Genomic DNA, 13,918 nt, shown 5'->3' on the forward strand with positions numbered 1-13,918 from the left:
GAGGAGGGGCGGTCCGCACACCCGGACCGCCCCTCCTCGCGCCTACGTCACTCTTCGTGTCTACTTCACTTCGGGCAGACGCCGCGCGCGTAATCGTAGGTGGCCGTCGCCTTGGAGTAGTTCCACTGCGGGTCGAGCAGTTCCGACTTGAGCTGACCGGCCGCCGCGGGGCTCTCCACGATGTAGCCGAAGTCCTGGAGCCAGGACGGGTACAGGTTCTTCGAGCCGAGATAGAAGGCCGATCCGTCCACCGAGACCAGCTTGTGGTGCTGGGCGTACGGCTTGCCGTCGGACCAGGTGGCACTGTCCGAGTAACGGCCGGCGGCCAGCTGCAGGTTGGCGCACATCGCCGCCCGGGCCTTGGTCCGGTCGCCGGTGACGAGTTCGAGCCGCTTGCCGAGCACCTCACTGATCTCGTCCAGCGACTTGATCTGCGAGTAGCCGCCGGATCCCACGGCACCGCGGTTGGCGGGGTCGCTGACCACGATGCGCACCTTGACGCCGTCGGCCATCCGCGCCGCGAGCGTGTCGTAGAGACGGATGTCGTAGCGCGGCAGCGGCGGACACGTGGCGTTCATGTCCTGCTGCGAGATCTCCACGTGGTCCTTCGCGGAGCCTACGAGCGCCCGCAGGGCGCTCTCCTCGGGGTTCACCGTGTCGTAGTCACGGTCCGAGTTGGTGTAGTCGTGGACGCCGACCACGCACTTGGTGTCGGACGCGGTCGGCAGTACTGGCCGGTACGGCGACGTCGGGTCGACGTCCTTGATACCTACCCCCAGCCCGCCCACGGCGATCACCGGAACGTCCCCGCTCGCGACCGCGGGCGCCGCGTCGCCCTCCAGCGAGGACATGCAGCCGGCGCCCTGCGACGAGGCGAACCAGACCTTGAGCGCGTTGCTCCGGTTCTGGCACGTCCAGGACCACAACTGGTCCAGGTACCGGGTCGCGGAGCGTGCCGCGGGCCCGGTGAGGGCCAGGTCGACGTCCGAGACGGGGTGGCTGGTGTCGAGGTAGTCGTTCTTCCAGTTGTTGATGCCACCGGTGATCACCGACCGGCCGTCCACCACGAGCAGCTTGGAGTGGTTCCAGGAGAACCCGGTCTTCGACGTCGTCATCGACGCGACGTTCAGCGTCACGTCGTCGGCCGCGTCACCGAGCGCGCCGCGCAGTGCGTCGCGGTACTTCGACGGCACCACGTTCAGGTGGTAGATCGGCGCGGCGCCCACCAGGACGCGCACCTTGAGCCTGTGGCCCCGGGCGACCGACTCCTTGAGGCCCGCGACGATCGCGTCCTGGAACGCACCGTCGGGGAACGGCGCGAGCGTCGAGATGTCGACGGTGCCGGTGGCCGAGGCGATGTTGTTCCGCATCCTGGCGAGCAGTTTCTGGGTGCCGGGGCGGTTCGCGCAGGCGGGATCCCCCCAGCAGGCCGGGGTGGGCAGCAGCCAGTCGGACGCGTCACCGCCACCCGTGTCGAGCGAGTTCTGCCCGGTCCGCTCCCAGGCCTGTCCCTCCAGGCCCGGAGAGACCTCCCGCAGGGTCCGTTCGACGTTGTCGAGGTGCGGCGTCGGCGACTCGGCCGCGGCGGGTACGGCGGGCAGCGCGGAACCTATGAGCACGGTGAGTGCCGCGGTTCCCGCGAGACGGTGTAAACGGCGGGTCCGGGTACGGGCCAATGTTCGCTTCCTTATCGAGATGTCAAAATCGAGACGCCAATGAACCGCGGGGCGCACAGGCGCCGCACAGATGATCAAGAAAAATGTATCAACCGGTCCGTCGCGTCCCGCGCGCGGATGGCACCCCGTCAACCCGCGATGATCAGGGCGATGCCGAACGCGGCGATGGCGAGGCACACGCCGAAGCACAGCACCGCCGTCACGGTGGCCGCCGGCCGGTCGGCCGGGCGGGCCCGTACCCCGCCACCGCCCTCGTTGCCGGGCCAGGCGGCGATACCCAACGAGAACAGCACCACTGTGGCCAGCGTGATGCCGAGGCTCACACCGAACACGGCGCCCAAGTCGCCCCAGTGGATCTGCATCGGCCTCGCCCCTTCCGGCTCTCGGGCCTCAGACCGCGGTCTGCCGCGCGTGCTCGGGCAGTTCGGCGGGCAGTTCGTTGACGTTGTCCGGGTTCACCGGCTGACGGCGTGACAGGGCCCAGAAGCCGAACGCGGCGGCCACCGCGGCGACGGCCACCAGAACCACACCCAGGTCGCCGTGACCGGCGATCCAGGCCGCCGCGCCGCCGACCGCTGCCGCCGCGGGCAACGTGAGCAGCCAGGACAGTGCGATGCGTCCGGCCACACCCCAGCGGACCTCGGCCAGTCTGCGGCCCAGGCCCGCGCCCAGGATGCTGCCGGTGCACACCTGAGTGGTCGACAGGGGGAAGCCCATGTGGGACGAGGCGAGGATCACGGCCGTCGCGCTGCTCTCGGCCGCGAACCCCTGGGGTGCCTCGATGTCGGTGAGCCCTTTGCCCATCGTGCGGATGATCCGCCAGCCGCCGGTGTAGGTGCCGAGCGCGATCGCCAGACCGGCGGAGAGCACCACCCACCAGGGGGGACCGGCGTCGTGGGGGAGGGCTCCGGCGGAGATGAGGGCCAGGGTGATGACGCCCATGGTCTTCTGCGCGTCGTTGGTGCCGTGGGCCAGCGCGACCAGCGACGCCGAACCGATCTGCCCGCCGCGGAACCCGCGCCGCGCCTGGTCGGGGTCGGCGCGCCGGGTGATGACATACGCGAAGTAGGTGGCCAGCACGGACACGACGCCCGCGACGACCGGGGAGAGCACGGCGGGGATCACGATCTTCTCGACGATCGCCGCGAACTGCACCGCCGAGGCACCTGCACCGACCCAGACCGCCCCGATCAGCCCCCCGAACAGCGCGTGCGACGAACTCGACGGGAGCCCGGCCAGCCAGGTCAGCAGGTTCCACAGCAGCGCGCCCACGAGTCCCGCGAAGATCATCACCAGGGACACCTTGGCGTCGTTCACGATGCCGCCGGAGATGGTCTTGGCCACCTCTGTAGACAGAAAGGCGCCCGCCAGGTTCAGGGCCCCCGCGACGGCGACGGCGACGCGCGGTCTCAGGGCCCCGGTGGCGATCGACGTGGCCATCGAGTTGGCCGTGTCGTGAAACCCGTTGGTGAAGTCGAAGGCGAGTGCTGTCAGTACCACGACGACGAGCAGGAACGAGACGGTACCCACGGGGACGCCTTTCGGGGCAGGCCGGAACACGCCCGGCGTGGGACCGGCCCGGACGCGTCTTGGCACCCACGCTATGCGCGGCCTCCCGGCGCCGCGACCGTTGCTCGTACGAGTGAGAACCGTGGGCGTAGGCCGAACAGACCGCGGTGCGCAGCGGCGTTGTGGCACGTCGCGGCGCGGGCGTCCGCTACCAGATCAGGCACCAGTAGCTGCCGGAGTGGCCGATCCCGATGCTGCCGCCCCGCGGAACCAGACTCGGGTCCGGCTGGCCCACGGACGCCATCGAGCAGGCGGGGTCACCCACCACCCCGGCCGCGGCCATGCGCTGCGCGGCGGCCACCGCCGCCTGGGACGTCACCCAGTACGTCGTCGGCGGAGGGTTGCCCCCGGTCCCCGATGTCGGCGCGGGCGTGGGGGTGGGCTTCGGCCTGGCCGTCACGGCCGGCGGGGCCACCGGCGCCGGGGTGGCCGGAGCGGTGGAGGACGGAGGAACCGGGGGCGGAGGTTTCGCCGGCGCCGGGCGGGTGGGCGTGGCTGGATGTGCAGGGGTGGCCGGCGGAGTCGGCTGTGCGGGCGCGGTCGGCCGGGTGGGCTGTTCGGGCGTCGTCGGCCCGGTCGACGACGCCGGGGTCCGTGAGGTCGATGCCGGTGGTTCGGGCAGCACGGTCTGGGGCCGTCCGGAGGCCACGCCCGGCGGGTTGACCACACCGGGCGGCACGACTCCCGGCGTGACGGCACCCGGCGGTACACCGGCCGTCCGGTTCGACTCCGGCTGAAGGCCTGGCGGCACCTGGGGCCGGGCCGTCCCCTGCGGCCTGGGCACCAGAGTGCCGGGTATCAGGGTGCCGGGCGGGGACGAAGGCGCGGCGGAGGCCGACGGCGGGGTCGGCGCCGCCGGGCTCGACTTCGTCGGTTCGGGGGTGCCGGTCGGCAGCGGCTGACCCGTAGGGAGCGACACATATCCCGAGCTGGACGGATTCGGGTGGTGCGTGCCGCCGTCCTGCTCCACCAGCGCCCAGACGCCGATGCCACCCGCGACGAGCACGGCCGCGCCGCCCGCTATCCACGGGGCCCGCCGGTGTGGGCGTCGGTGCTGGTTCATGGTTCTCACTGTGTATCTGATCGTTGACGGCCTCAAGCGGTGAGCCGAACCGGCTGCGGAGCGCTGTGGTCCGGTCGACCCGCCGTGACCGCCGGAAACCGCTTGGCCCGCCCGGGAGGGTGTGGGACCGTACCCGACGTGGACATGATCGACAACGTGGCGTGGGCCCGCTCGCGGCACGGCCCGCCCTCGCCGCCAGGGCGTACGAGATAGCCGACACCTGGCCGCCCTTCACGGAGCACGACCTGGTGGGCAGCGCGCTCCTGGGCCGTGTGGTGCACGAGTTCCCCGAGTACTGCGTCGTGGCGACCGACGGGGACCGGGTCGTCGCCCGGGGACTGAGCGTGCCCTACGACGCGGAACTGGACGGCCGCGAGGAGACTCCCGACCAGGGCTGGGACCGCGTGCTCGGCTGGGCGTTCCGGGACCGGGCCGCCGACCGCCCCACCACGGTCGCGAGCGCGCTGGAAATCACCATCGACCAGGACTACCTGGGCCGGGGCCTGTCCTACCGCATGCTGGACGCCATGCGCCGCACGGTCGCCGCCCATGGCCATCGTTCGCTGCTCGCCCCCGTCCGCCCCAATGCCAAGCACCGGCACCCGCGCGTGCCCATGACCGAGTACGTCCGCCGGACCCGGGAGGACGGCCTGCCCGCCGACCCCTGGCTGCGGGTGCACGTCAAGGCGGGTGGCACGATCGAGAAGGTCGCCCCGGCCTCGATGACCTTCAGTGGCTCGCTCGAGCAGTGGCGGTCCTGGACCGGGCTGCCCTTCGACCGGACCGGCGACGTGGAGGTGCCGGGTGCCCTGGTGCCCGTGCGGTGCGACACCGAGCACGACCACGCCGTCTACGTCGAGCCCAACGTGTGGGTCCGGCACGCCCTGTAGGCGGGGTTCGCGCGGGTCGGACGGGAACCGTCGCACCCCCGTCCTATGATCCGCTCGTGACGGACATTCCCGACGATCTGATCATGCTGGAGCGATGCGCCGAAGAGGCACGCGCCCACCTCGCCGGTCTCACCGGCGAGAAGTACGAGGCGCAGTGGCACGCCTGGCGGGCCGCGTCCGAGGCGCTCCGGGCCGCGATCACCGAGCGCGCGCGGGAGACCGGCGAGCAGCTGCCCGAACTGGAGCAGGCGGTGCAGCGGGCCGCACGCCACGCGCAGGAGGATCCGGCCGTGGAGTAACCCGCCGACCGCGGCGACCGGGGTGTCGGGCGTGTCGCCGGGCCCGGTGCGCGCTGTCTGGTTGGGTCGGATGCGTGCGTGGGAGCGAACGACGGGTGAGGCGTACGGACAGGGCGCGGGGCAGGGTCGTGGCAGGCCATGCCCACCCGGCGCGTGCCGCGGTGTGGATGTACTGGCTGCCGTACCTGTACGTCACGGCGGTGCTGCTGTTGGAACCCGTCACTCCGGTGGAGTGGCCGCTGAGTTTCGTGCTGATGGCACTGCCTCTGGTCACTGCCTTCGCCTACGGGCCCGTCGGCGTAGCGGTCGCGACGGTGGCCGCGATCCTGCTGGAGATGTCGCTGGCCGGCACCCGGTGCTGCGCGAACCGCACCGTCGAATTCCTCTGGGTGCGCCACTATGTGGCCGCGTACATCTGCACCGCGCTGGTGGGCACCCTCGGCGCCATCCTGGCCGCCCATCGCATCCGCCGTGACCGCGCGCTCGCCGACGTGCGCTACGTCGCCGAGATCGCCCAGCGCGTCCTGCTCAGGCAGGTTCCGCACCGCATCGGCAACCTGCTCCTCGACAGCCTCTACCTCTCCGCCGCCGCCGAGGCCCGGATCGGGGGCGACCTGTACGAGGCCGTCCCCACCCCGTACGGCGTCCGGCTGGTCGTCGGAGACGTCCGGGGCAAGGGCCTGGTCGCGGTCGAGAGCGCCGCAGGGTTCCTCGAGGCGTTCCGGGAGGCGGCCCTGGACGAGCCCGACCTGCCCACCCTCGCGGACCGGCTGGAGAAGAGCGTCAACCGCAGGGGCGCACAACTCGGCGGAATCGAGAACGGTGAGGGATTCGTGACGGCCGTCTTCGCCGAGATCCCCGCCGAGGGCGGGTTCGTCCGCATCGTCAACTGCGGCCACCCGCCCCCCTTCCAGATCCGGCCCGGAGAGGTACGCGAACTCGACCAGGGTGAGCCGTCCTTGCCGTTGAACCTCGGGATGTTCGCCGAGCGGCCGTGTCAGGTCGCCGAACACCCCTTCGAAGCCGGCGACCTGCTCCTGTTCTACACGGACGGCATCACCGAGACGCGCGACGGCGCCGGGCGCTTCTACCCGCTCGCCGAACGCCTGCGCTCCTGGCGGGCCGTTCCCCCGCAGACACTGCTGGATCACCTCCACGACGACCTGCTCGCCTACAGCCGCAATCGCCCGCAGGACGACATCGCCGCGCTCACTGCACGCCTGCGGTGAGCCGCGGACCCGGCCGGCGTCAGGTCGCGGCCGGCGGTTCGGGCGGCGACGGCACCAGCCGACTGGTACGCAGTTGCCGGGTCACCTCGGCCAGGTCGTTGATGAACATGCCGGCGAGCTGGGCCGTGAACCCGGTGCGCACCACGAGCCGCAGCACGGAGACGTCATTGCAGGGCGCGGGAAAGGTGTAGGCGGGCAGATGCCAGCCCCGGGCACGCATGGCCTGGGAGACGTCGAAGACCGTCAGCCCCTGCGTACCGGGCGCCAGCCGGAAGGCGAAGGCGGGCAGCTCCGAGCCGTCCGTGACCAGTTCGTAGGGCGCGATGCCCCGGATCCGGGCGGCGAGCGCCCGTGCCGTCGTACGGCTCTGGTCCGCCAGCCTGCGCAGCCCCTCGAAGCCGTACCGGAGGAAGCTGTAGTACTGCGCGACGACATGCGCCCCCGGACGGGAGAAGTTGAGGGTGAAGCTGGGGGAGCGCCCGCCGAGGTAGTCCACCTCGAACACCAGGTCCTCGGGGAGGGCGGCGTCGTCGCGCCACAGCGCCCAGCCGAGTCCGGGGAAGACGTGCCCGTACTTGTGCCCCGAGGTGTTGATGGAGGCGACGCGTTCGAGCTGGAAGTCCCACATCAGCCCCGGGTCGAGGAACGGGGCGACCAGGGCGCCGGACGCGCCGTCCACGTGCACCGGGATGTCGGTCCCGGTGGCGGCCTGGTATCCGTCCAGGGCCATGCAGATGTCCGCGACGGGTTCGTACGAGCCGTCGAAGGTGGACCCGAGGACGGTGACCACACCGATGGTGTTGTCGTCGCAGTGGGCGGTGAGCGTGTCGGCCGTGAGGTGGTAGCGGCCCGACTCCATCGGGACGTAGCGCGGCTCCACCTCGAAGTAGTTGGCGAACTTCTTCCAGCACACCTGGACGTTCGCGCCCATGACCAGGTTCGGGCGCGAGACGTCCTTGCCCTGGGCACGCCTGCGGTCCTGCCAGCGGCGCTTGAGCGCGAGACCGCCGAGCATGGCGGCCTCGCTCGAACCGGTGGTGGAGCAGCCGCGCACCTGCTCCGGGCGCGGCGCGTGCCACAGCCGGGCGAGCATCCCCACACAGCGCGCCTCCATGGCGGTGATCTGCGGATACTCGGCGCGGTCAGCGAGGTTCTTCTCCGCGGTCTCCGCCATCAGCTGCCGTGCCTGCGGCTCCATCCAGGTCGTCACGAAGGTGGCGAGGTTGAGGCGCGCGTTGCCGTCGAGCATCAGCTCGTCCCGCACCCGGCGGCAGATCAGGTCCGGCGACGACTCGGACTCGGGAAGCTCCTCCACCGGCAGCAGGAGGTCGTCGGCGGGCGGCAGACCCGGGACGGGGGCAGTGGCGAGGGCGGCGAACTCCGCCTCGGGCATGGCGTCGGTCTTCGGGATGGGCATGACTGCCTCGATGCCTTTCTGATCCGTGTGTCCCCCGTACACCTCCGACGCTAGATCGCTCCGCGCGCCGACATATGTGCCGATTACACCGATCCAGCGACTGATTTGCGAACTGATGAACTGGATATTCCCTTGCGCATACGGTCAGCCCCGGATCGCGGTCGCCTCGTCGAGGAGTTCCAGCACATGCCGGTACGGGCGGCCGGTGGCGCGGGTCATGCCCATCTCGCAGGTGCGGTTGCAGGAGGCGTACGCGTCGTATGAGCCCGCCCCGATCTCGGCCGCCTGGGCCGCGGTCGCGCTCGCCGTGAGCTCCGGGTGCAGCAGCCCGCGGTCACCGGCGAACGCGCAACAGCCCCACGCGTCGGGCACGTCGACCTCGTCGCTCACCGCCGCGGCCACCGCGCGCAGGGCGGCGCCGCTCCCCAGATGCACGGTCGAGCAGGTGGGATGGAGGGCGAGCCTGCCCAGCCGGCGGGGCTCGGGGAGGGCGGGCAGCAACTGCTCGGCGGTGAACACGACGCTGTCGGTGAAGCGCAGCGACGCGAACCGTGCGCGCTCCGACTCCGGCATGGCGTCGGCCAGTTGGGCGAGTCCGTACGTACAGGACGAGGCGTCGCAGACCACCGGGAGCCTGCCCCGCCCGCTCGCCGCCCAGAGCGCGTCCAGCGTGCGGGCGGCCATGGTGCGATGCCCGGACGTGAATCCCTTCGACTGCCAGGGCGTGCCGCAGCACAGACCCGCGAGCCCTTCGGGAACGGCCACCGGCACGCCCGCCCGCGCGCACAGCCGCAGAAACGCGGCCGCCGAACCGGACTCGCCCCGCGCGGCGCCCTCGGGGGCGAAGACGCTGCCGACGCAGGCGGCGAAGAACACCGCCCGCGCCCCTTCGGGCCGCCGGGGCGCGGGCCGTGCCGGGCCGCCGCGCGGAACGCCGGCGCCCCAGGCCGGTACGACATCCTCAGCGCCCAGACGGCGCAAGGTGCCGGTAGCGGCCCGGAGCAGGGGGTCCGGCACCACCCGCGCCGCGTTCAGCGCCGTACGCACGCCCTTCACCGCGAGCCCCCACCGCCGGGCCAGCAGGTCGCCGGTCCGCTCGGCGCCGGCACCGTGCCGCACGGCGCGCAGCCGTTTCATCACCGCTCCGGTGTCGATGGCGACCGGGCAGGCGGTGACGCAGAGGCTGTCGGCCGCGCAGCTGTCGACGGCGGCGTAGGCGTAGTCCGCCTCCAGGGTGCGCCGGAGCTCTTCGTCTCCCGCCGCGGTCGCGAGGGCGATCTCGCGCCGGAGGGCGATGCGCTGACGGGGCGTCGTGGTGACGTCGGAGGTGGGGCAGACGGGCTCGCAGTAGCCGCACTCCACACACGCGTCGACGGCGGGATCGACCTCGGGGACGCTCTTCAGACCGCGCAGATGCGTGACCGGGTCGTCCGCCAGAAGCACACCCGGGTTGAGCACGCCGTGCGGGTCGCACAGCCGCTTCACCTCGCGCATGACCTCGTACAGCTCGTCGCCGTACTGGCGGCGCACGAACGGCGCCATGGCGCGACCCGTGCCGTGCTCGGCCTTCAGCGTGCCGCCCGCGTCCAGGACCAGGTCCACCATGGCGTCGGTGAACCGGGCGTAGCGCTCGGTCTCCCGGGCGGAGCGGAAGTCCTGGGTCAGCATGAAGTGCAGGTTGCCGTCGCGGGCGTGGCCGAAGACGACCGCGTCCTGGTAGCCGTGCCGCTCGAACAGCTGGACAAGGCCCTCACAGGTACCGGTCAGCCGGTCCAGGGGCACCGCGATGTCCTCCAGGAGCGCGGTGGTGCCCGCCCGGCGCGCCCCCGCGACCGCCGTGTACAGACCCTTGCGCAGCTGCCACAGCCTGGCTCCGGCCCGGGGGTCCCGGGTGAGCGCGGTCCCGGTGACGGCGGGCAGCCGGTGCAGGACCGGCCCTGCCGCGGCCACCCGCTCCTCCAGTCCCTCGGCGCTGTCCTCGGCGAACTCCACCAGCAGCGCCGCGTGCCCCTCCACCCGCAGTCCGCGCAACTCGTCCACGTCGGGGGACTGCCGCGCCACGCGCAGCGACGCCGCGTCGAGGAGTTCGGCGGTGCGGGCACCGGCCGACAGCAGCGCAGGGAGCGCCTCGGTGGCCTCGGCCAGGCCCGGCAGCACCAGCAGGCCGGTGGCGGCGTGCGGCAGCAGGGGTACGGTGCGGAAGACGGCCTCGCCGACGAAACCGAGGGTGCCCTCGCTGCCGATCATCAGATGGGCGAGGACTTCCGCCGGACGGGTGTGGTCCAGGAACGAGTTGAGCCCGTACCCCAGGGTGTTCTTCATCGCGAACAGCCGCTCGACGGTGGCGCGGCAGGCGGCCGAGCCGCGGACGCGGTCGCGCAACCGGGAGAGTCCCGAGTGCAGTTCCGGCTCGCGGGCGCGCAGCGCGTCGTCCGCGTCGGGAGCCCCGGTGTCCACGACGGTCCCGGACGGCAGCACGAACCGGAGCGACTCCATGGTGCGGTAGGCGTTCTCCCGGGTGCCGCAGTTCATCCCGCTGGAGTTGTTGGCGACCACACCGCCGATCGTGCAGGCCGACTCGCTCGCCGGGTCCGGTCCGAGCCTGCGGCCGAACCGGGCCAGCCGTGCGTTGGCCTGGCGAACCGTCAGTCCGGGTTGCAGCCGGATGCGCTGTCCGTCGTCGAGGACCTCGGCGGCGCGCCAGTGGCTGCGCACGTCCACCAGGATGCCCTCGCCGCCCGCCTGCCCGGCGAGGCTCGTACCGCCCGAGCGCAGGGTCAGCGGCAGCCCGGCCGCGCGGGCCCCGGCCATCAGGGCGCCCACTTCGGCCATGGACGCGGCGCGCACCACGGCCCGTGGGGTGAACAGATACGGCGACGCGTCGTGGGCGGCGGCCACCCGGCGGGGCACGTCGGTGCCGACCCGGGCCGGGTCGTCGACGCAGGAGGCCAGCAGCTGCGCCAGCCGTGCCGACGGGTCCGGGGCGGGTGTGGGTCTCATGGGTCCTCGCTGCTGGACGGGTGTCAGTGGGCGCGGGCGGCGGTGCCGGTGACGCGCAGTCGGCGCGGCGGCCGTGCCACCGGCTCGGGCAGGCGCAGCGGGGCACGACCCGGGGTGATGCTGCCGAGCAGCGTGGCCCGCCGCGCCCCGGTTCCCGAGGGCACGGTGCCGGGCAGACCGTGCACCGTGAGGAAGCCCAGCACGGCGAAGGCCAGCGCCTCCTTGGCGCCCGAGGGCAGACCCAGCTCGTCGCTGGGCCGCAGGGGCACGCCCGGCAGTTCCCCGGCGAGCAGGCGCATCAGCACCGGGTTGCGGGTGCCGCCGCCGGAGACGACCAGCTCGGTGACCCCGTGGGCCCGGCAGGCGTCGGCCACGGTGACGGCGGTGAGCCGGGTCAGCGTGGCCAGCACGTCGTCGGCGGCGGGCGTCGGCACCCGCGCCAACGCGCGCTGCAGGTAGGGAAGATGGAAATGCTCCTTGCCGGTGGTCTTCGGGGCGGCCCTGCGGTAGTAGGGGTCGTCCAGCAGGACGCGGAGCAGCTCGGGGCTGGTGCGTCCGGCGGCGGCCCGGCGGCCGTCCTCGTCGTAGGCGGCGGCACCCGCGGTGTAGTGCCGTACGGCCGCGTCGATCAGGGCGCCCGCGGGCCCGGTGTCGAAGGCCAGCGGCTCGGCACCGGGCGCCAGGACGGTGACGTTGGCGATGCCGCCGAGATTCAGCGCGGCGGGTGTGCCGTCGAGGCCGCGCAGCAGCAGCGCGTCGGTCATGCCGACCAGCGGTGCCCCCTGACCACCCGCGGTGACGTCCCTGCCCCGCAGGTCGGAGACGACCGGCAGCCCGGTGGCCTCGGCGATCCAGGCGGGCTGCCCGAGCTGGAGGGTGCCGCGGACCGTGCCGTTCTCCACCCAGTGGTACAGGGTCTGACCGTGCGACACGACGAGGTCGGCGCCGCCGTCGCACAGTCCGCGCAGGACACGTACGGCGGCGTCGGCGAAGGCCTGGCCGATGCCGGTGTCCAGGGCGCAGACGTCCCGGGTGGTCGTGGCGGCCGGCGGCAGTGCGGCGGCGATCATGTCCCGCAGCTCGTCCGGGTAGGCGACGCTGAGGTGTCCGAGGGGGCGCAGCAGCAGTGTGTCGCCGTCCAGGGCGAGGTCCGCCGCGGCGGCCTCGATGGCGTCGTACGAGGTGCCCGACATCAGGCCGATCACGCGCATGGCGTCACTCCCGGCCCGCGGTGGCCGTGACACGGCCGGGGCCCGCGCCCGCGGCATTCCCGGCGGCTCCCCCGGGGGCCCGGCGCAACAGGCTGAGCAGACCGCCGACCACGAGCGTGACCACGACACCGATCGGCACCAGCCACTGCGCGGCGATCGCGGTCGGCACGGTCGCCCCGGCCACGGTCACGTCGATCCGCACGCCGCGCACCAGGTACGTCATCACCGCGACCGTCACCAGGAAGGCCAAGACGGCGTCGGTCTCGCCCGCGCGCCGCAGGACACGGCCCAGCAAGAACGCGCCGAGCAACGCGCCGTAGGTGTAACCCGCGATGGTCAGCCCGGTGAGGTACACGTTGCCGGTGCTCGCGCTGAAGGCGCAGGCGAAGACCGCCATCAGCACTGCCCACACCAGCGTCATCACCCGGGCGAGCCGCAGCAACGACTCCTCCGAGGGCGCGGTGCGGAAGAAGCTGTGGATGATGTCGGCGACGGTCGAGTTCGACATGGAGTTCAGCGCCGAGGACAGCGAGCCCATCGCGGCGCCGAGGATGCCTGCCACGAGCAGACCGGAGATCACCACCGGCAGGCCGTGCAGGATGAAGTCCGGATAGAGGTTGTCGGAGCTGGCCAGATCCAGGTCGGTGAAGCTACGGCCCTCGTTGTACGACCACAGGAGCGCGCCGACCAGGGAGAAGGCCGCGAACTGGACAGTGACGAAGACACCGGAGGCGATCATCGCCTTCTGGCCGTCGCGCAGTGAACGGGTGGCGAGGACGCGCTGCACGATCAGCTGGTCGGAGCCGTGGCTGGCCATGGCGAAGATGGCACCGCCGATGATCGCGGTCGGCAGGGCGAACGGGCTGGTGAGGATGTGCGCCAGGCCGAAGTCGGTGTCGAAGAGCCTGAAGTGGCCGGAGTGCAGCGCCTTCGTGAAGCCGTCGCCGCCGACGTGACCCCAGAGCACGCCGATGGCGAGCAGCGCGCCGCCCAGATAGAGGCCCATCTGGATGGCGTCCGTCCAGATGACCGCCCTGATGCCGCCCAGGTAGGTGTAGACGACGGTGATCACTGTGAGCACGACGATGATGGCGCGGTAGCCGGTCTGGACCCCGAACTCGTCCAGCAGCAACTTGATCGGGATCGCCGAGGCGAACAGCCGTACGCCCTCGGCCAGCAGTCGGGTGAACACGAACGTCACGGAGGCGAGTCCCTGGAGCCGCGGCCCGAACCGGCCGCCCAGGTACTGGTAGGCGCTGACGAAGCCACCCCGCTTGTACAGCGGGATCAGCACGGTGGCCACGACGACCCGGCCGATCACATAGCCGAGGGCCAGCTCCACGTTGCCGAACCCCTGCCCGCTGTAGGCGCCGCCGGGCACGCTGATGACGGTGAGCACGCTGGTCTCGGTGGCCACCACGGAGAACGAGACGGTCCACCACGGCATGTGGCTCTCGCCGACGAAGTAGTCCCTCGCAGTCTTCTGACGGCCGGCCAGGCGCAGTCCGATCACGGCGATCGCCACCAGGTAGACGACGACCACCACGAGGTCGAGTTGACGCAC

The 13,918-nt window shown here is 72.2% G+C and carries 11 protein-coding genes; 4 read left to right on the forward strand and 7 right to left on the reverse strand.

Going from position 1 to position 13,918, the window contains the following annotated elements:
- Positions 1–65: 65 nt before the first annotated feature.
- The 3 genes from ACIPK3_RS23570 to ACIPK3_RS23580 form a co-directional block, all read right to left on the reverse strand.
- Complete coding sequence (locus ACIPK3_RS23570; protein ID WP_402572562.1) at positions 66–1,619, reverse strand: phospholipase; 1,554 nt, start codon at positions 1,617–1,619, stop codon at positions 66–68.
- A 185-nt stretch (positions 1,620–1,804) separates the two neighbouring features.
- Complete coding sequence (locus tag ACIPK3_RS23575) at positions 1,805–2,038, reverse strand: hypothetical protein (protein WP_402572564.1); 234 nt, start codon at positions 2,036–2,038, stop codon at positions 1,805–1,807.
- A gap of 28 nt (positions 2,039–2,066) precedes the next feature.
- Positions 2,067–3,206 carry an anion permease gene (locus ACIPK3_RS23580; RefSeq protein WP_402572566.1) on the reverse strand — a complete coding sequence of 380 codons (1,140 nt, stop codon included), beginning with the start codon at positions 3,204–3,206 and terminating at the stop codon, positions 2,067–2,069.
- A gap of 230 nt (positions 3,207–3,436) precedes the next feature.
- Between ACIPK3_RS23580 and ACIPK3_RS23585 the strand changes: the two genes are divergently transcribed.
- From ACIPK3_RS23585 to ACIPK3_RS23600, 4 genes are all read left to right on the forward strand, one after another.
- Entirely contained in the window at positions 3,437–3,982 is a 546-nt protein-coding gene (locus ACIPK3_RS23585) for a hypothetical protein (RefSeq protein ID WP_402572567.1), read from the forward strand.
- A gap of 487 nt (positions 3,983–4,469) precedes the next feature.
- Positions 4,470–5,198, forward strand: a complete 729-nt coding sequence (locus ACIPK3_RS23590; protein WP_402572569.1) for an N-acetyltransferase — start codon at positions 4,470–4,472, stop codon at positions 5,196–5,198.
- 56 nt (positions 5,199–5,254) lie between these two features.
- The gene (locus ACIPK3_RS23595) at positions 5,255–5,497 is read left to right on the forward strand and encodes a hypothetical protein (RefSeq protein WP_402572571.1); all 243 of its coding nucleotides are present in this window, start codon (positions 5,255–5,257) and stop codon (positions 5,495–5,497) included.
- 128 nt (positions 5,498–5,625) lie between these two features.
- Positions 5,626–6,726 (forward strand): PP2C family protein-serine/threonine phosphatase, encoded by a 1,101-nt coding sequence (locus ACIPK3_RS23600; RefSeq protein ID WP_402572573.1) that lies wholly within the window; start codon positions 5,626–5,628, stop codon positions 6,724–6,726.
- Between the two features lie 19 nt (positions 6,727–6,745).
- Here the strand turns inward: ACIPK3_RS23600 and ACIPK3_RS23605 are convergent, their stop codons facing one another.
- From ACIPK3_RS23605 to ACIPK3_RS23620, 4 genes are all read right to left on the reverse strand, one after another.
- Entirely contained in the window at positions 6,746–8,143 is a 1,398-nt protein-coding gene (locus tag ACIPK3_RS23605; protein ID WP_402572575.1) for a glutamate decarboxylase, read from the reverse strand.
- Between the two features lie 144 nt (positions 8,144–8,287).
- Positions 8,288–11,143 carry an FAD-binding and (Fe-S)-binding domain-containing protein gene (locus ACIPK3_RS23610; RefSeq protein WP_402572577.1) on the reverse strand — a complete coding sequence of 952 codons (2,856 nt, stop codon included), beginning with the start codon at positions 11,141–11,143 and terminating at the stop codon, positions 8,288–8,290.
- A gap of 23 nt (positions 11,144–11,166) precedes the next feature.
- The gene (locus ACIPK3_RS23615) at positions 11,167–12,354 is read right to left on the reverse strand and encodes an anhydro-N-acetylmuramic acid kinase (RefSeq protein WP_402572579.1); all 1,188 of its coding nucleotides are present in this window, start codon (positions 12,352–12,354) and stop codon (positions 11,167–11,169) included.
- A 4-nt stretch (positions 12,355–12,358) separates the two neighbouring features.
- Complete coding sequence (locus ACIPK3_RS23620; protein ID WP_402572580.1) at positions 12,359–13,918, reverse strand: sodium:solute symporter; 1,560 nt, start codon at positions 13,916–13,918, stop codon at positions 12,359–12,361.

The sequence above is a fragment of the Streptomyces sp. NPDC086787 genome (assembly GCF_044745865.1).
GTDB lineage: Bacteria > Actinomycetota > Actinomycetes > Streptomycetales > Streptomycetaceae > Streptomyces.